Origin of the sequence: Streptococcus tangpeifui (genome assembly GCF_044503215.1) — a bacterium.
GTDB classification, from domain to species: Bacteria; Bacillota; Bacilli; order Lactobacillales; family Streptococcaceae; genus Streptococcus; species Streptococcus tangpeifui.
The window spans coordinates 1,324,567-1,344,240 of record NZ_CP172427.1; the positions used below are offsets into that span (position 1 = coordinate 1,324,567).

8 protein-coding genes are annotated in these 19,674 nt (G+C 45.6%); 1 reads left to right on the forward strand and 7 read right to left on the reverse strand.

Features of this window, described 5'->3' with window-relative positions; all coding sequences use genetic code 11:
* The first annotated feature begins 259 nt into the window (after positions 1–259).
* Positions 260–1,933: a KxYKxGKxW signal peptide domain-containing protein gene (locus tag ACFSN5_RS06135; protein WP_165329076.1), complete on the forward strand. Its 1,674-nt coding sequence runs from the start codon at positions 260–262 to the stop codon at positions 1,931–1,933.
* A 212-nt stretch (positions 1,934–2,145) separates the two neighbouring features.
* Here the strand turns inward: ACFSN5_RS06135 and ACFSN5_RS06140 are convergent, their stop codons facing one another.
* From ACFSN5_RS06140 to ACFSN5_RS06170, 7 genes are all read right to left on the reverse strand, one after another.
* Positions 2,146–4,941: a cation-translocating P-type ATPase gene (locus ACFSN5_RS06140; protein WP_165213321.1), complete on the reverse strand. Its 2,796-nt coding sequence runs from the start codon at positions 4,939–4,941 to the stop codon at positions 2,146–2,148.
* Positions 4,942–5,258: 317 nt separating this feature from the next.
* Positions 5,259–10,412: a GbpC/Spa domain-containing protein gene (locus ACFSN5_RS06145; RefSeq protein ID WP_165213319.1), complete on the reverse strand. Its 5,154-nt coding sequence runs from the start codon at positions 10,410–10,412 to the stop codon at positions 5,259–5,261.
* 357 nt (positions 10,413–10,769) lie between these two features.
* Positions 10,770–14,051, reverse strand: coding sequence for a GbpC/Spa domain-containing protein (locus ACFSN5_RS06150; RefSeq protein ID WP_165213309.1), 3,282 nt, complete (start codon positions 14,049–14,051; stop codon positions 10,770–10,772).
* A gap of 360 nt (positions 14,052–14,411) precedes the next feature.
* Entirely contained in the window at positions 14,412–16,817 is a 2,406-nt protein-coding gene (pheT, locus tag ACFSN5_RS06155; RefSeq protein WP_165213301.1) for a phenylalanine--tRNA ligase subunit beta, read from the reverse strand.
* Positions 16,818–16,873: 56 nt separating this feature from the next.
* Positions 16,874–17,395: a GNAT family N-acetyltransferase gene (locus tag ACFSN5_RS06160; RefSeq protein ID WP_165213299.1), complete on the reverse strand. Its 522-nt coding sequence runs from the start codon at positions 17,393–17,395 to the stop codon at positions 16,874–16,876.
* 20 nt (positions 17,396–17,415) lie between these two features.
* Positions 17,416–18,459 carry a phenylalanine--tRNA ligase subunit alpha gene (gene pheS, locus ACFSN5_RS06165; protein ID WP_165329131.1) on the reverse strand — a complete coding sequence of 348 codons (1,044 nt, stop codon included), beginning with the start codon at positions 18,457–18,459 and terminating at the stop codon, positions 17,416–17,418.
* A gap of 316 nt (positions 18,460–18,775) precedes the next feature.
* On the reverse strand, positions 18,776–19,645 hold the full coding sequence (locus ACFSN5_RS06170; RefSeq protein WP_165329077.1) for a DNA/RNA non-specific endonuclease: 870 nt from the start codon (positions 19,643–19,645) through the stop codon (positions 18,776–18,778).
* Positions 19,646–19,674: the final 29 nt, after the last annotated feature.

The window sequence follows — 19,674 nt, forward strand, 5'->3', positions numbered from 1 at the left end:
AGGAGGCTATGCCTCCCAGCACCTGTTCAAACATGAGTTCCTACTGTTTTTGTTAAAATTTTCTTTATTGTCAGTCCTCAAATTTGAAGGCGGGCCAGTCTGCCTAAGACTTATTAACTGTTATTGTAAACGTTTCCAACTAGTGATATAATAATTTTGAGAAAGCTTTAATGTTTATAAACCAAGCTGCTGATAGCTTGGATGGCCATAAGACAAGCCGTTAGAGCTCTTCTCTTCAGCCATTAGAAGGAGGCTAACTATGGAAATCAAACGACGTGTTAAAATGCACAAGGTCAAAAAACACTGGGTAGCCATCGCAACGATGGTAGTGATGCTGACTGGTCTGGGAGCTGTGAGAGTCAGTGCGGACCAAGCGATAGCTCCAGCGGGTAATTCAATCGCAAGCAGTCAGACAAGCGACATCGGTCCTGCTGAAGCGACTGAAACTAGTCCCATCACTGATGGTAAAACCGTTGAAACGGCGACAACACCTGAGGCTAAGTCCCAGATGCAAGGAGTTACTGAGATTGCTGATTCAGAAGGTACTCAGTCTGCTTCTGCCAAGGGAGAGCAACAAGAACTTACCAATGATACCGGGACGGTAGCTGTTTCAGACTCCATCAGTCCAGAAGTTTCAGATGCCAATTCTGAAACCGATGTTACTAAACATCGGGAAGATCAAAACAGTTCTGGAAGCGTCAGTGAAACCCACACATTCAACCAAAATACTCGAATGGATACGGAACAAACAGCCATCGCAACTCCTGCTGCTGGCTGGTACAAAGGGGATACCGGTAAATTTTACAGTGACGGTAACGGTCAAAACCTAATCGGCTTCCAAACGATTGATGGTCTGCTCTATTACTTCCAAGATAATGGCCAACTAGTTGAAAATCAATTCTTTACACCTGACCATGGATCAACTTGGTACTGTGCTGATGAAACTGGTCAACTTCTGACAGGGCTGAAAACTTTTCAAGGAAACACCTACTTCTTTAGGCCAGATGGTTCTCAGGTCAAGGGGGCTTATGCCGAAGTCGATGGAAATTGGTACTATCTTGATAAAGATAACGGTCAGCCGTTAAAATCTTGGCAAACCATCGATGGTACCAAACGTTACTTTGACGATAATGGTGTCCAAGCTAAGAACATTGATAAGACAATCGACGGCCTGCTCTATCATTTTGACGATAACGGCAATCCATCGGGTAACCAAAATGAAGAACACCCTAGCATCACTGGCCATTTTGAAAGGTCTGACAATGGCTACGGTCACGTCTTTATTGATGATAAAACTGGCCAAAAGGTCAGCGGCGTTCAGTATATCAACGGCGAGGAATACCATTTTTCAAGACTTTATTATAATAATTTCCTCGTTAAAATTGGCAAAGATGGTAAGGCCTATGATTATCGAGGAGAATTGCTGACCCCTGGTCTTAAATTAGACGATGTTTCAGCTAATGTTGATCCTATTTTGATTAACAAAGACAATACCTTGGCTCGCCATACGCTTTACTGGGGCTCTATCAACTATCATCCACTGCGGCCCCACCTTGGCGATATTAAAACAGGCTACCTCTATTTTGACCAAGAGGGTTATGCCGTTAGAGACAAGTTAATAACAGTTGACGGCAAGACCTACTACTTCAGTCAAGACGGTTTTGCCATTACCAACAGCAGCCAGACTATTGATGGTAAGACCTACTACTTTAATGAAGACGGTAACCCTATCACCAGCCAATATAAAGAAATAGGGGGCAACTGGTATTACTTTGACAGGGAAGCTGGTCAAGCACTGACTGGCTGGCAAACCATTGATAATACCCAGCGCTATTTTGATAAAGACGGCGTGCAGGCTAAAGATGGAGACTATACTATTGATGGTACCCTCTATCACTTCGATGCCGATGGCAATCCCAGTCGCATAGACTAATTCTGATTAGTTCCTTCTTCCGCTTTAGATAGATACTAAAGAAGCCCCGATTCCAGATGGAGTCGGGGCCGTTTTTTATGGACAAGCTTTTATGAACACCTTTGAAACTCAAAATGCTACACTGTTGGCTTCGCCATGCTCCACTTTAGGATACAAACTAGGCTTGACTTATTTTCCACAGACTACCTGCGGCTTTTCTCCTACTCCTAGTTTCATTTTGATTTTCTTTGAGAATGAGTGCTGTATCTTTGACGCAGCCAAGCTTTTCTGATTTCTTCAATCAGGAAGATTGGAATTGGACAGAGTATGAGGATACCCCATTCTAAGCTGGAGATTGGCGCAGTGTTAAAGAGACCATTGAGGAAAGGAATATAAGCCAAAAGGCTAAAGAGGAGGATTTCGAGGGCCAGACCCAAGTTGATGGTACGGTTAGTAAAGAAACCTCGCTTAAAAATGGACTGACTCTGGGTCCGACAGTTCATGACCTGACCAATTTGGCAAAAGATGATAGCGCCCAGAGTCATAGTGGTTGCTTCCCGGTAGAACTCTCCGCTTGCAGGCAGGTCCGTTAAACTTTGACCGTGCAGGGCAAAAACCGCAAAGAAGGCAAGCATCGCTACTAGGGCCTCCATACCACCATACCAGAGAAAGGATTTTACTAGCATCTTAGGATTGATGAGGCGATCAGTCTTGGCTCGGGGCGGCTGGTTCATAATACCTTCTTCCGGCTGTTCAACGCCCAATCCCAAGGCAGGCATCATATCACTCCCTAGGTCTATAGCTAGAATTTGCATAACGCTCAAAGGCAGAGGGACAAGACCTTTAGAAAAGAGAAAGACCGCTGATGGCACCGCTTCAGAAGTGTTACTATTAAAGATATAGCTGAGGAACTTACGCAAGTTACTATAGATGGCTCGACCTTCTTCAATGGCCCTAACAATGGAGGTGAAGTGGTCATCCGTCAGAATCATATCCGCCGATTCCTTGGCCACATCAGTACCGGTAATCCCCATAGCTACACCGATATCAGCCTTTTTGAGAGCGGGAGCATCATTGACCCCGTCTCCTGTGACAGCGACAACATGGCCCAGCGCTTGCAGATTGGTAACAATGCGGAACTTTTGTTCCGGAGCAATCCGAGCAAAGATGACTTCATCCTTGAGAGCTTCTTGCAAGTCGGTATCAGACATACCCTCTAAAATCCGGCCGCTGATGACCCGTGGCTGCTCAGTTTTAACAATACCAATACTCTTAGCAATGCTGACAGCGGTCAGATCATAGTCCCCGGTCATCATGATGATCCGGATATCAGCCGCATGGCATTTGACAACAGCCTCTTTGACGCCTTCACGAGGAGGGTCTTGCATAACCAATAGCCCCATGAAAATCATATCTTTTTCAGCAGTGTCAATGGTAGCAGCTGCAATATTTGATTCGTCGTCGTAAAGTCGACAGGCTAGAGCCAAGACTCGCAAGCCCTTTTGCGCATAGGCATCATTGGCTCTCAGGATAGTTGATTTTTCACGTTCGCTCAGCTCCCTGATCTGACCATTTTCACGAATATAGGGGCTAAGTTCCAAAATTTCTTTTGGGGCTCCCTTGGTAAATGAGGCTGTTGCTTTGCCGTCAATAGCCTCTGCAAGATGGTTAAAGGTGGTCATCCGCTTGCGATCTGAATCAAAAGGGAGTTCCTTAATCCGATAATTTTCGGATTCATTGTCTGATAAATCAATCCCAGCCTTTTGGGCAGCCACTTCTAAGCAGGCTTCAGTTGGATCCCCCAAAACTGTATAATTAGGATTGTCAGCGTTGGGATTGCTGATTTTGGCATTGCTGCAGAGGGTTGCGCCTCGCAAGAGCCAATTGAGGTCGGTATCTTGGGCTGCCCTAACCTCTTGACCATGAAGGAGCACCTGGCCAACAGGCGCATAGCCCAGACCTGTCAACTTGTACTCTTTCTTAGGGGTCCAGAGATTGTGAACAGTCATCTCATTCTTGGTTAAAGTCCCTGTCTTATCTGAACAAATGACCGAGGTTTCTCCCAATGTTTCAACAGAAGAGAGCTTCTTGACTAGGGCGTTCTGCTTGGCCATTCTTTGTACAGCCATAGCTAAGGATAAGGTAATAGTGGGCAGGAGCCCTTCCGGAATGAAGGCGACAATCATCCCCAAAGAGAAGATGAAGGCCTTAGCCATCGGCTCTTTGACAAAGAAGACAGAAGCGATAAAGAAGAAAATACCAACACTCATGGCAATGAGTGAAATCTGTTTGGTCAGACGATCCACTTCCTTTTGCAGAGGGCTCTTTTCATCAGCCACTGTCTGGGTCAAGTCAGCAATTTTACCAAATTCTGTCTGCATGGCAATCTTGGTGACCGCAACTCGAGCCGAGCCATTAGCGACTGTTGTCCCTGCAAAAACTAGGTTGTCAGCTTCCAGAGCAGTAATATCGCCATCGGTGACAACCTTGGCATTCTTGCGGACAGGATTGGATTCCCCTGTCAGGGCTGATTGGTTGACCTGCAAATCAGTTGAGAGAATGATCCGAGCATCAGCCGAAATTTTGTCTCCTTCTTCAATCAGGAGGATATCACCCGGTACCAGATCCTCAGCTAGGATCTTCTGCTCGATTCCATCACGGACAACTCGAGCATAAGAGGGTAGCATATTTTTCAGAGCATCGGTCGCTTTTTGAGCTCGATTTTCTTGGATGAAACTAAAGACACCATTGATCACATTGACCAACCAAATAGCAATTCCCAGCTCAAAGGTTCCTGAGAGAATAGCTACCAGACCGCCTACCCAGAGGAGGATGGCCATTAGACTGGTAAAATTCTTGAAAAACTTTAGCAGCTTAGATTCCTGCTTGCCGCTGGCCAAAAGGTTTTTGCCGTATTGGCTTTGCCTTTGGCTGACCTCTTCATTATGAAGTCCTGTTTGGCGGGTTGCTAAACTTTGGTAAAGCTCCTCCGTCGAGAGACTTTGATAGTTATACGATTGGTCACTCATGTAACCGCCTTCTTTCTAATTACACCTACATTTTAGCACTATTTGGAAAAAATGGAAGAAAAACCTGAAAAGAAATTAATGCTTTCATCTATTGCAAAAGAGAGGACTTCAATCCTCTCTTTTATCATTTTTATTAGACTTGTTGAAAAACTAAGGCATTTTATAATTGATAAGACCACCAATAACTCAGTTTAACCATTTTTAAATGTTCTGAGTAAAATTTCAGGGCTTTCATCTCCAGTTTTCATGACATTAGCATTCCAGTTTTGGTTACCGAACAAGTCTATTGGAAAATCTTGTCTAAAATTTGTTCAGGCTTAATATTCCTCACGCTTTTTCAATGAACCAAGCAGGGTTGCAGTCGCAAAGGCTGTCATCCCTATACCAAAGACAGCCAGTCCATAGCTATTGCGTTCACCAGTCTGTGGCAGCGTCTTTTCAGATGTCACAGGTACTGGGGTCGGCTCAGCAACCTTAACAGGAATGACAGATTCCTTAGGCGCTGGTTTTTCTGGTTTAGGATCCTTGAATGTTTCAACTATCAAATTCTTGTGCCATTTCACAGAAATTTGTTTGCGTTCCGGAGCTTCTGGTATTTCTGGAACGTCTACAGTTGGTTTGTAATTTGGTTCAGCTGGTGGTGTTGGAGGGGTGGGCTCTGAACCTGGATCAGCCGGTATTTCTACAATGTCGTATTTTGGTGCCATTGGTGGGGTCGGCGGCGTTGGCTCATCTGGCACCGATGGCACATCTACCTCTGGCTTCACATCCGGCGCTGTTGGTGGGGTCGGCGGCGTTGGCTCGTCCGGTACAGATGGAACGTCTACCATCGGCTTCACTTCCGGCGCTGTTGGGGGCGTCGGTGGCGTTGGTTCGTTCGGTACCGACGGAATGTCTACCTCTGGCTTCACGTCCGGCGCTGTTGGGGGCGTCGGCGGCGTTGGCTCATCTGGCACCGATGGAACGTCTACCATCGGCTTCACGTCCGGTGCCGTTGGGGGCGTCGGTGGCGTTGGCTCGTCTGGCACCGATGGAACGTCTACCATCGGCTTCACGTTCGGTGCTGTTGGGGGCGTCGGTGGCGTTGGTTCGTTCGGTACAGATGGCACATCTACCTTTGGCTTCACGTCTGGTGCACTCGGTGGAGTCGGTGGTGTTGGCTCGTCTGGCACCGACGGAATGTCTACCATCGGCTTCACGTCTGGTGCACTCGGCGGTGCTGGGGGCGTTGGTTCGTCTGGCACCGATGGAACATCTACCATCGGCTTCACGTCCGGTGCCGTTGGTGGAGTCGGTGGCGTTGGTTCGTTCGGTACAGATGGCACATCTACCATCGGCTTCACGTCTGGTGCACTCGGTGGAGTCGGTGGCGTTGGCTCATCGGGAACTGGCGGAAGATCCAACTTCGGTGTTGGAATCACTGGGGTTGGTGGGGTCGGCTCTACTGGAGGCGTCGGCTCATCGGGAACCGTAACGGTTGGTTTTTCTCTTGGTTCCGTTGGCGGCGTCGGCGACGTTGGCTCCTTAGGAGGCGTTGGTACATCAATTATTTTTGGCGTCGGCGGTGCTGGAGGCGTCGGTTTTTCTGGTGCCTTTGGTTCTTCTCCTGGATCCTTAGGGAAACCGACATTTGAATTAATCGCAAACCAGTAAACGGTCGGTTGGGCTTCTGCATTGGCGCCTGATGCTGTAAATACCAGATGACCATCAGTCATCTTAACCCCTGCACCACCATAGTAGAGGTAAGGCGAATCTGCGTCGTCCCAACCACGCAGGGTAGGTGTCGTTTCACCATTAAAGACTGCACCATTTTCGATATACTGGTTATCTTTTTCTGATGTTACTTCCTTAGTGGCAGGATTATAGGTAACACTTGAGTTTGGAATAGCAACAAACTCTTTATTTCCAATATTAACAAACTCTTGATGCTCGATCGTTTGGAATTTCTTCTTAGGGGTAAAGCTAATCAACCCCGTTGCCTGATCAACCACGTAGGTCCCAAGAATGTCATCCTGATCTCCAAATTTGTATTCCTCGAGACCTGTTGAATGGCCATTCCCGCCGCCTGAAGCATAGACAGCATTTCCAAATACAGTCGTTTCTTTTTCTACAACCCAGCCTTGTCCATTCCAGCCAGCCTTCTGGGCAATAATCTTAAGTGGATTAGACTCTGAAATATTAACCGTCTTGCCACCAAAATCAGCATAACCCGATTTTACCACTGGAGCACCATTATTAAGATTTGGTGCACTGCCATCCGCATAAGGATTCCATGTGCCACGAACTGTATTGCCATCAATATCTTTGGCTTCTACAACAAGTTCACGCGGTTTATCCGATCCATTAGCATAAGCGGCTCCCTTCCAGTGATTGAGAGAGTTGAGAGCAACGATAGCCTTGCGCTGAGAGAGATCATACATCTGACCATTTTCATTGTAGAACTCAATATCTACTGCGACCTTAATCGACTCTCCTGGCTTATCGGTTGACGCTCCGACTGTTAGAGTAACTGTTGGATCGGCATCCACTTTGGCAATTCCTTTGCCATCGTATGATGGAAGGTTGAGAATTTCATAGCGATAAATGACGCGGCTGATGTCACGCTCGACACCATCAACGATCATCTTTGACTTAGACAGGCCATCGTAGGTGACAGAGAATTTGTCACCGACTTTAATGCTCAGCCATTCAGCCTCATTATTGGCATAAGGAGTTGTACTAACAACGTCACCTGCTTGAAGTTTGTTAGAGTCGTACTGTTTAACCCCACCATCATTAGCCAAACGTTGCTGGGCATCTCGAGTCACATAAGCACTGATACCATCAATCTTATGAGTGGCACTAGGTTCACGTAAGAAGGTCAGCTCTTGAGTTGCTTGAACTTGAGTTAAACCAGTATCAGCTAAGAACTTATCATAAGCCTCTTTAGCATTTTCATACTGTTTTAGAGCTGTTTCATACTCTAAAAGCTTAGTATTATAATCAATGGTGTCTTTTTCAAACTGGGCTTTATCAGCATTGTATTTGGCTTCAGCTTCGGCATTAGCCTTATCCGCTTCGGCCTTCTCAGCTGTCTTAGCATCATACTCGGCCTTATCGGCATCATATTTAGCTTTAGCCTGATCGTACTCGGCCTTTTTAGCATCATATTCCGCTTTAGCTGTATTGTAGGCATCTCTTGCGGCTTGATTTTCTGCTGTGATTTGTTGGTTTTGAGCCTCTGCGGCGGCTTTAGCTTGAAGCGCCTGATTATAAGCTTCAAGATCTTTTTTATACTGCTCTTTAGCAGCTTCATAGACAGTAACGGCCTTATCATACACTTCTTGTGCAGCAGTATTGTCTGCTTCAATCTGTGCATTCTTGGCTTCAACATCTGCCTTGTCTGCTACAGCTTTATCATAAGCGGCCTTGTCTTGGTCATACTTAGCCTGTGCTGCTTGATAGTCAGCTTGTGCCTTTTCATAGGCGGATTGAGCAGCAGTGTTATCTGCTTGAATCTGTTGGTTTTGCGCTTCTGCGGCTGCTTTATCGGCTACGGCCTTATCATAAGCGGCCTTGTCTTGCTCGTACTTAGCCTGTGCTGCTTGATAGTCAGCTTGTGCTTGCTCATAGGCTTCTTGCGCAGCTGCGTTATCTGCTTGAATTTGGCGATTTTGTGCTTCTGCAGCTGCCTTGTCTGCTACAGCTTTATCATAAACCGCCTTGTCTTGCTCGTATTGAGCTTGAGCTGCCTGATAAGCCGCTTGGGCTTGCTCGTAAGCGGTTTGAGCGGCTGTATTATCAGCTTGGATTTGGCGATTTTGTGCTTCTGCGGCTGCCTTAGCGGCTACGGCCTTATCATAAGCGGCCTTGTCTTGCTCGTACTTGGCTTGGGCAGTTTGATAATCAGCCTGTGCCTTTTCATAGGCGGATTGCGCGGCGGCGTTATCCGATTGAATTTGGCGGTTTTGTGCTTCTGCAGCTGCTTTATCGGCTACGGCCTTATCATAAGCGGCCTTGTCTTGCTCGTACTTGGCTTGAGCAGTTTGATAATCAGCCTGTGCCTTTTCATAGGCGGATTGCGCGGCAGTGTTATCCGATTGAATTTGGCGATTTTGTGCTTCTGCGGCTGCCTTAGCGGCTACGGCCTTATCATAAGCGGCCTTGTCTTGCTCGTACTTGGCTTGAGCAGTTTGATAATCAGCCTGTGCCTTTTTATAGGTGGATTGAGCGGCAGTGTTATCGGATTGTATCTGTTGGTTTTGCGCTTCTGCAGCTGCTTTGTCAGCTACAGCCTTATCGTAAGCCGCCTTGTCTTGCTCGTATTGAGCTTGAGCTGCCTGATAAGCCGCTTGTGCCTTTTCATAGGTGGATTGAGCGGCAGTGTTATCCGATTGAATTTGTTGGTTTTGCGCTTCTGCAGCGGCTTTATCCGCTACCGCCTGATCATAGGCAGCCTTGTCTTGCTCATACTTGGCTTGTGCCGTTTGGTAAGCAGTTTGCGCTTGTTCGTAAGCGGCTTGCGCTGCAGCGTTATCTGCCTGCGTTTGCGTGTTTTGCGCTTCCGCGGCTGTCTTAGCGGCTACCGCCTTATCGTAAGCCGCCTTGTCTTGCTCGTACTTGGCTTGAGCCGCTTGGTAAGCAGTTTGCGCTTGCTCATAGGCGGCTTGAGCGGCTGCATTATCCGATTGAATTTGTTGGTTGGTTGCTACAGCCTGATCATGTGCTACTTTGGTAGATTCATAAAATGATTTCGCAGCTTCATATTTAGTTTGTTCGTCGTTGTAAACTTGAAGAGCTGATTCATAAGCTGCTTTAGCCTCAGCATTGCGAGCATCAGCTTTGGCTTTTTCAGCAACTGCTGCTTCGTAAGTTGCTTTAGCAGTGTCATACGATGCCTTAGCCATTTCATATTGAGCAAGATCGCTATCATACTGAGCTTTCGCTTGCTCATAGGCGGATTGCGCGGCGGCGTTATCTGCTTGGATTTGAGTATTTGTTGCTATCGCTGCTTCGTTTGCTTTTACAGCTGCTTCATACTCAGCCTGTTTTTGAGCATAGTCAGCATCTGCAGCTTTTTGGGCTTCAGTAGCTGTCTTCACTTCTTGAACCTGCGCTTGATTGTCAGCTGCAGCTGCTTCAGCAGACGGTTGAACTTGGGGCTCAGTCTCTTCCACCTGAACACCCGCTTGTTCAGCCTTGGTTTTGGCATCCTCTAAGGCAGATGAGGTCACTTGACTCGTCACCGTTGTCGTATCATCTTCCTTTTCTACAGAAACTACGCTAGTCGTTTCCTGATCAGCAGCCGCCGAACTTACTCCCATGTCGGCCGTACTGCTAGTCGGCTGGCTTGTACCAGCTCCAGAATTACCTGCCGTTTCATCAGCCAATACAGTAGGGGCACTAAGGACAAAGACAGCTGTCCCAAGTAAGACAGACGCCGCACCAAAACTGTATTTTCTGATAGAAAAACGTTGTGCATTTTTTTCCATTTGAAAATTTTCCTCCAAAATTATTCATCTCTCTCGCACTTAAAGTTTTAGAAAATTTAAACACGCAATTTAGATTATAACACAGTAATTTGTTACTACAAATTAATTTGACTTAAAAAATACTGTATTGAAAAGAAATGAAAGCGCTTATAAGAAAATAACTTTTCTACTTTAATATTCAGAAATATTATCAAATGCTATCCGTGATGAAGTTTGATTTATTGCTTGGTGCCTATCCAATAAAAAAAAGAGAAGATCCGAAGATCTTCCCTCAAATTTATCATGATATGAACTCAGGAAGGGTGGGCTGAGTTCGATCTAGATAAATAATTGACAAATTAGGTTGGAACTGATGGTTTAGTTTTCTTTGCGCTTCATCGCACCGAGCATCGTTATGATGGAGAAGGCAATAATACCGGCACCGAAGACGGTCACACCATAGCTGTTGCTATCACCAGTCTGAGGCAGAGTTTTTTCTGCAGCCGGTTGCGGCTGAGCAGGGGTTGGATTTTCTGACTTGACCGGTTGTACAGATTTTGGTGGGGTGTTTGGAACTGTTGGAGGGGTTGGAACTCCTGGTTTAGGAGTCTTCACGCTTTCAACAATGATGTTCTTATGCCATTTCACTGAAGGTTTTGTTGGCGGGGTTGGCTCATTTGGAACCTCAACAGAAATCGTCTTAGGTGGCCGAGGAGGATTAGGAAGGGTCGGAGCTTTTGGCTCGTTTGGTTTCTTAGGGACAACTACTGTTATGGTCTTAGGTTTTGTTGGCGGTACTGGGGCAGTCGGTGGGGTTGGCTTATGTGGCTCACCTGGGACCTCAATTGTTATCATCTTAGGTGGTTCTGGAGCTACTGGCGGCGTTGGTGCAGTTGGCTCATGTGGTTCACCTGGGACTTCAATTATTGTCATCTTAGGTGGTTCTGGAGCTACCGGTGAGGTTGGTGGGGTTGGCTCATGTGGTTCACCTGGAACTTCGACGATAACCTTCTTTGGTGGAGTTGGCGGAGTCGGCGCCTTAGGTTTTGGTGGCTCTTCTCCTGGATTCTTAGGATAACCAACAGTGGAGTTGATGGCAAACCAGTAGATTGTTGGCGCACCTACGGCATTGGCACCTTTAGCCGTAAAGACAAGGTGACCATTTGTCATCCGCATACCAGCACCACCGTAATAGAGGTAAGGTGAGTCTTCATTATCCCAGCCTGGAAGTGTGGGAGTTGATTCCCCATTAAAGACTGCACCATGCTCAATGTATTGATTATCGGCTTGAGAAGTTACTTCATGGGTATTAGGATCATAAGTAACACTTGAGTTTGGAATAGCAATATATTGGTTATCCCCAATATTAACAAACTCTTGATGTTCAACATTTTGGAATTTTTTCTTAGGTACGAAGGTAATCAGACCAGTTTCAGCATCTACATAGTAACTACCGATAACGTCATCTTTTTGAACACCTTCATCCTCATAGGAGTAGTTTTGACTTCCGATTGAGTGGGCATTAGCACTACCGGATGCTTTAACAGAACTTTCCTCAGTAATGGCTTCACCTGTGAGCGTTTCAAGGCTGTTTGGAGCAACAGTATAACTTTGAGTGACAATTTTGAGCGGATTATCAGCCGAAATAATGACAGTCTTACCGCCGAAGTCTGCATAGCCAGACTTCGTTTGGACTTCACCATTCTTAATGTCTGGATGGCTGCCATCAGCATAAGGATTCCAAGTACCACGTACAGTATTGCCTTCAGTATCCCGAGCTTCAACTGTTAAAGCACGCGGCATATCTTCCCCAGATACATAGGCTGCACCAGTCCAGTGGTTAAGTGAGTTGAGAGCTACGATAGCTTTACGCTTGGTCAAATCATATTTTTGACCATTCTTGTCATAGAACTCGATATCAACGGTAACTTTAACAGCCTTATTAGGATCATCAGTTGAAGCACCGACAGTCAAGGTAACAGTTGGGTCGTTGCTTACTTTAGCAATACCTGCCTTGTTAAATGATGGCAATTCATCAATACTATAGTGATAGATAACCTTATTAATGTCCTGCGGAACACCTTCGATAATCATCTTGGATTGAGACAGGCCATCGTAAGTTACAGTGAACTTATCGCCTTCTTTGACTTGCAGCCATTCGTTGTCCTTATTACCATAAGGACTATTAGTAACAACATCGCCTTCTTTAATTTCATTTGAACGGTATTGATTAACAGCGCTTGTTCCAATGCGTTTTTGTGCTTCAGGTGTCAGGTAAGTATTGATACCTTCAATGGTGTGAACCGCATCTTTTTCGCGCTCAAAAATCAATTCTTGAGCGGCTTGAGTTTCTGTCAGATTGTGGTCAGCTAGGAATTTATCGTAAGCATCCTTAGAGTTTTTCCAATGTTCATATTTGGTTTGGTATTCAGCCAATTGATGCTCATATTGGGCCCTGGCTTGATTATAAGCTTCCTTAGCCTGATTGTATTTTGCTTCATTTTCAGCATTGATCTTTTCCGCTGCTGCTTTCTCAGCTAACTTGCTGTCGTAGGTCGACTTGGCGGAATCGTACTTAGCCTTATCTTGCTGGTACTTAGCCAAGTCTTGATCGTACTTGGCCTTAGCTTGATCATAAACCGCTTTTTCTTGGTCATACTTGAGCTTGGCAGCTGCATTAGCCTTATCAGCTGCTGCTTTTTCAGCTAGTTTACTGTCATAAGTAGCCTTGGCGGAATCGTACTTAGCCTTATCTTGCTGGTACTTAGCCAAGTCTTGATCATACTTGGCCTTAGCTTGATCATAAACCGCTTTTTCTTGGTCATACTTGAGCTTGGCAGCTGCATTAGCCTTATCAGCTGCTGCTTTTTCAGCTAGTTTACTGTCATAAGTAGCCTTGGCGGCATCATATTTTTTCTTGTCCGCATTATATTGAGCAAGCGCTGAATCATAGTCGGCCTTAGCAGCATTGTAAGCTTGCATTTCTTGGTCATACTTGAGCTTGGCAGCAGCATTGGCCTTATCAGCCGCTTCTTTTTCTGCCAGACTCACTTCGTATTGAATCTTTTGTTGAGCGTACGTTGCTTTGTCAATATTGTACTGAGCAAGGGCAGCATCGTAAGCAGCCTTATCTTGATTGTACTGAATCATAGCCGCATCGTAGGCACCTTTAGCTTGGGCATTTAACTTATCGGCTGCCGCTTTTTCAGCTGATTTGCTATCATACTCAGCTTTGGCTTTTTCATAAGCAGCTTGTTGAGTTTGATAGTCAGTTACCGACTTGTTGATTGCCTCTGCTTGCGCCTTGTTATCAGCATCAGCAGCTTCAACAGAAGGTTGGACCTTCGCCTCAGTTTCCTCAGCAGGGACATTAGCCTTTTGTGCATTTTCCTTAGCTGTTTCCAATTCAGGTGATGTTACTTCTTTAGTCGTTGTAGTGGTATCACCAACAGTCGTCTGATTAATCACCTTAGTTTGCGGACCAGCTTGATTCGCTGCTACTTCCGCAGAAGAACCAGCGTTATCAGCGGCTGGGACAGTCGAATTTTCGTCTGCCAGGGCAGTCGTTGCCGAAAGGGCAAAGGCTGCGGTTCCCAGCAAAACAGACGCTGCTCCAAAGCTATACTTGCGGATGGAATAGCGTTGAGAATGTTTTTCCATGTAATCTTTCCTCCCAGAAATTCTTTCCCTGTATTTAATAGATTAGAACCTTTAAATACTAATTAGTATTATAACAAAAAAATTACAATGAGCCAAACTATTCTGCTATTCAAATTATTTTTCGGAAAACTTTATGTTACTCAAAACCCAGTAGAATAGGGCTTTGAGTTATTTTCCTAGCTTAAAAATTTCTTTTTATAAAAACCAGGGTTGCTGGATTTTTGTCTGTTTTCTGAAAACTTTCATGTTTTTCTTGGGTCCTTCTTCCGAAGTTTCTCGTTAGCTATTTGAACATTCGGAAATAGAAAAAATCTAGCCTTGATAACAAAACTATCTTAGCTAGATTTTTTTTAGGTTCTCTTAACGCACTTCTGCTGAAACTTTTTCAGTCAGGGCCTTAGTAATTTTTTCCATGTACTTAGCCACTTCTTCGTCAGTCAAGTTATCGCTTGGATTTTGGAAGGTCAGGCTGTAGGCCATAGACTTCTTACCATGCGCAATATTGTGGCCAGCATAAACATCAAAGAGTTTGATCTTAATCAGCCGTTTGACGCCAGCTCCTTGAATAGCATCGAGGATGGCTTGGTGGCTGACAGCTTGATCGACCAAAAGTGCTATATCACGGGAAACACTTGGGAATTTGGGAATCTCCACAAAGGCAGAAGCCGGTTGTAATTTATTCTGGACAGCTGTCAAATTGATTTCTGCCACGTAGGTTTCAGGAATACCGTAGTCTTTCGCTACTTCTGGGTGGATTTGGCCAACAAAACCAAGGGGCTGACCATCTAAGATGAGGCTGGCAGTTCGGCCAGGGTGCATGGCAGCTAAGCCTGATTCTGCTACAAACTCAACCGATAAATCCAATTTAGCAAAGAGAGTTTCTAAGATTCCCTTGACATAGAAGAAATCGACTGGCTGAGCCTCTGTCTGGAAATCCTTTTCTGCCACCAGACCCGTCACTGCTAGGGCAAAGGTATCCAACTCGGTCGGGAGGTCTGCTTTTGGATTGCCCTTCTGTTCAAAGACCTTTCCAATTTCATAGATAGCTATATCCTTATTCTTACGGGCAACATTGTAGGCAATGGTATCCAACATACCAGCTACAATGTTTTGCCGTAAAGCTGAACGTTCGATGGACATCGGCCACATGAGTTCGGTCACATTGGTAGGATTTTGTGTGAATTGAACGGCTTTTTCTGGTGTTGTTAAAGCGTAGGAAATGATTTCAGAGAGACCTGCACCTTCGGCAATAGTCCGCACCCTGCGCCGAAGTTTTTGAGTGCTGGTTAATTCTCCTGCTGTTCCTGCAGCTTCAGGCAGGGTAGTTGGTAATTTATCGTAACCGTAGATCCGAGCGATTTCTTCAACCAAATCAGCCTGAATAGCAATATCCCAACGGCGACGAGGGACAGTAACGGTGAAGCGTTCTTCATTTCCGGCTACTGGGAAATCCAGTTTGGCAAAGATATCTTGGATGTCAGCCATGGTCAGTTGGGTTCCCAAGCGAACATTGACATAATCCAAACTGGTTGAAACTTGGACGGGTTCTGTCGGCAAGCTACCTGCTTCCACTTGACCAGCTAGGGTTTGACCACCGGCCAATTCGTCCAGCATAGCCGCTGCATAATCGAGAGCTTGACCGACTGTGTCATAGTTAATACCTTTTTCAAAGCGGGAAGAACTTTCGGAGCGCAGGTTGAGACGAGAGCTTGTCTTACGGATGGATTGACCATCAAAGACAGCAGCTTCGAGGACAACGGTTTGACTAGCGGAATCAATTTCAGTTGACTGACCGCCCATAACACCAGCTAGCGCTACCGCCTGATCTGCTACGCTGATAACCAAATCATCAGCAATCAATTCGCGTTCTTCACCATCAAGGGTAACCAATTTTTCACCAGGGCGGGCATCGCGGGCAACAATGGTCTTGTCAGCAAATTTGTCATAATCAAAAGCATGCATTGGCTGTCCAAAATAGAGAAGGACATAATTGGTCACATCGACCACATTATTAATCGGACGAATACCAGCATTCATGAGCAGGTTCTGCAGCCATTGGGGACTTGATGCAACGGTTACATTTTCAACTACCCGAGCCTTGTAGGTCAGGGCTTTATCAGACTCAATGGCAACAGCAATCTTCTCAGCTGCCTTTTGAGCACCTTCATGCACATCTCTTTCAGGGAAATGGACAGACTTGCCATAGATGGCCGCAACTTCGTAAGCAACCCCACGCATAGATAGGGCGTCTGCTCGATTAGGAGTGATAGCCAGTTCAATAATCTCATCATCTAAATCCAAGTAGGGGAAGACACTTTCCCCAGGCACTGCCGCTTTAGGTAGTATTTGAATCCCATCGGAAAATTCTTTGGGAACAATGGATTCAGACAGACCCAATTCTTGTAGGGAACAAATCATTCCCAACGATTCCATGCCGCGGATTTTTCCTTTTTTAATCTTGTAATTATCGGCTATGCGGGCACCGGGCAAAGCGACAATAACTTTTTGACCAGCGGCAATATTTGGAGCACCGCAAACAATCTGACGCGGTTCCTCATCGCCAGTATCCACTTGACAGAGATGAAGATGGGTATCTGGAACATCTTCACACGATAAAACATCTCCCACAACGAGTTTAGACAGACTCTTAGCCGGTGTTTCTACACCTTCGACCTCGATCCCTGTCGTTGACATTTTTTCAGCGAGCTCGGCTGTTGTGACATCCACGTCAACCAGCTCTTTTAACCATTTATATGATACAAGCATAATTTCGTTAGCACTTATAGGTCAATCCTAATGACCCATTTTGTGCTTCCCTCCTATTATTTCAGTTTCTTCTTTAAAAGCCAATCCACATCAACCTTATCCTCAGAAACGGAGAAGGCATGTTGGCTAAAGCGCTCAAAGCCGTACTTGGCATAAAACTTTTGTGCCTTGACATTCTTTTCCCAGACCCCTAACCAGGCCCACTCAAAACCAGACTGCTGAGCTTGCTCAAGGGCGTACTCAAAGAGCCTCTTGCCAATACCTTGCCCTTGAAATTCCTGCAGAACATAGAGTCTTTGAATTTCATAGGCCGCATCCAATTCATTTTCTGTCTGGGCAGCTCCCCAATTAGTCTTGAGAAAGCCGGCGGGCTGACCATCCACTTCTGCCAAAATATGCAGGGATTCTGGATTGGCCAGTTCTTGTTTTAAGGTCTCCAGCGAATAAACTTGGGCAAAATACTCTGCCAACTGCTGGGGACTATTGTCATGGGCAAAGGTCTGGCGAAAAGTTTCAATTGCCAAAGCTTGCAGAGCTGGTAAGTCAGCCTGCTTAATTTCTCTAAGTTTGAGGGTCATAGGAACCTCCCTAAACATCTTTATTTGAATTGGGCTGAGAAGCGAACATCACCTTGATAAAAGCTGCGAATATCATTGATACCGTAACGCAGCATGGCAATCCGTTCTTGACCAAGACCAAAGGCAAAGCCTGAATATTTTTCAGAGTCGACGCCAGACATCTCTAAGACACTTGGGTGAACCATTCCGGCACCGAGGATCTCAATCCAACCGGTCTTCTTGCAGACGTTACAGCCTTGACCGCCGCACTTGAAGCAAGAGACATCAACCTCAACAGATGGCTCGGTGAATGGAAAATAGGATGGACGCAGGCGAATCTTGCGGTCTGCTCCGAACATCTTCTGGCTGATCATTTGCAGGGTGCCCTTGAGATCCCCCATGGAAATATTTTCGCCGACAACCAGACCTTCAATTTGATGGAACTGGTGAGAATGGGTAGCATCATCAGTATCGCGACGAAATACACGTCCCGGTGAAATCATCTTGAGCGGTCCCTCAGAGAAATCATGTTGATCCAGAGTACGAGCTTGGACAGGGCTGGTATGAGTTCTGAGCAAGATGTCTTCAGTGATATAGAAGGTATCCTGCATATCCCGAGCTGGGTGATTCTTAGGCAGATTCATTCGTTCAAAGTTGTAATAGTCACTCTCAACTTCAAATCCATCAACGACTTGAAAGCCCATACCAAGAAAAATATCTTCAATTTCTTCGGATGTTTGCGTCAAGATATGCCGGTTTCCAAGATTAACCTTGCGGCCTGGCAGTGTCACATCCAGTGTTTCTGATTCTAATTGGGCTCGAATCTTAGCAGCTTCAACAATTTTAGCCTGCTCTTCAAAAGCCTGTGTCAGAACATCACGCACCTCGTTAACTTGTTTACCAATAACTGGGCGCATCTCACTTGATAGGTCTTTGAGCCCCTTGAGTAGTTCTGTCAATGATCCCTTCTTACCTAAAACAGCAACCCGCAGGTCTTGCAATTCTTTACTATGATTGCCATTCATTTCTTTGAGCTTAGCCTTGGTTGAGACTTTTAGCTCTTCTAACTGTCTCTGTAAATCCATCTTGAGATTTCCTTTCATCATCACTAAGGTCAGAGCTGCAGGAACAAGAAAAACCGCTTGCCAAAACTCCATAAATTCGGAGCGTTGACACGCGGTACCATCCGTTTTCATCTAGCTAACTAGACCTTAATTTGTTAAGTCCTTAATATGAGTGAATTCACAAGGCTTTCCTCGAGTGAACTTCCAGTCGATGATTCACATTCCCTTTTCAAGTATGACCTAGCTACTAGTCTCACAGACTCTCTATTCAATTGTTTTTATTCTAACAAAATTTTGTTCGGCTGGCAAGATTCTTAAGCTCTTTTCCTAGAATTTCTCAGGACTCAAGCTTCACCTGTCCTGTGTAGTAATCCAGTATCAAATCCCGTTGCACGTTAGGAATAAAGACATTAAATTCCAGACTGCCATCGGATGACTTGGCTTCCAGATGGCTGCCTGAGGCAATTAAGTTGTCGCCTTGATAAATTAAGGTCACTCGGTAGCGAACCCGCTTGCGCTTATCCAGGGCCTTGCGGATCTGGGTTTCATAGTAATTCTGTCCCGTCGAATTCTCACTGCTGGCTTCATTAGCCCAGGCTGTCTGGACTGCGACATTGGCCGGATTGCTTGTTGAAGCATCGAAACCTCTTAGACTACCCGCTAAGGAATAAGCAATCAAATGGCCACGATCTATGGCATGATCATAGACACCAGAAAGACCCGTTCGCTGATGCCAGCCTGCCGGTGTCCAGTCTGTTGAGCCGTTACCTGTTTCCTGACGGTTACGATACTGACGGGTAGATTTGGTCAGGAGGGCATTGGCGAGACTTGGGACCGTCTGACCTTGGACGACTTTTGTCTGATTGTTGACATAGGGAGTACTAGCCACCCGAGCGTCCAAATTGGTTTTATTCCCATTAAGAATATAAGCTCCTGAGCCATTCCAGCTAATTTCAGCCGGGAGTTGGTTTCTAACTTCTTGAGTCAGCACACTATCGGCTAAGTCTCGACTCGGAGCCTCATCACTAAACTTAGACCTTTTCTGCTGCTCTCCCGTTAGCTGCTGAGCTACTTGCTTGATTGGATTTTGATCGGATAATTGATCAGTAGTTGCCAGCAAACCCAGTATTAAAAAGACAACTAAACTGACCAGCGAAAGCAGGGCTTTTTGCTCCCGTTTCATCGTTGATTTTGATTTTTTCACCATAATAATCTCTCTCGAAAAATCCCGATTAG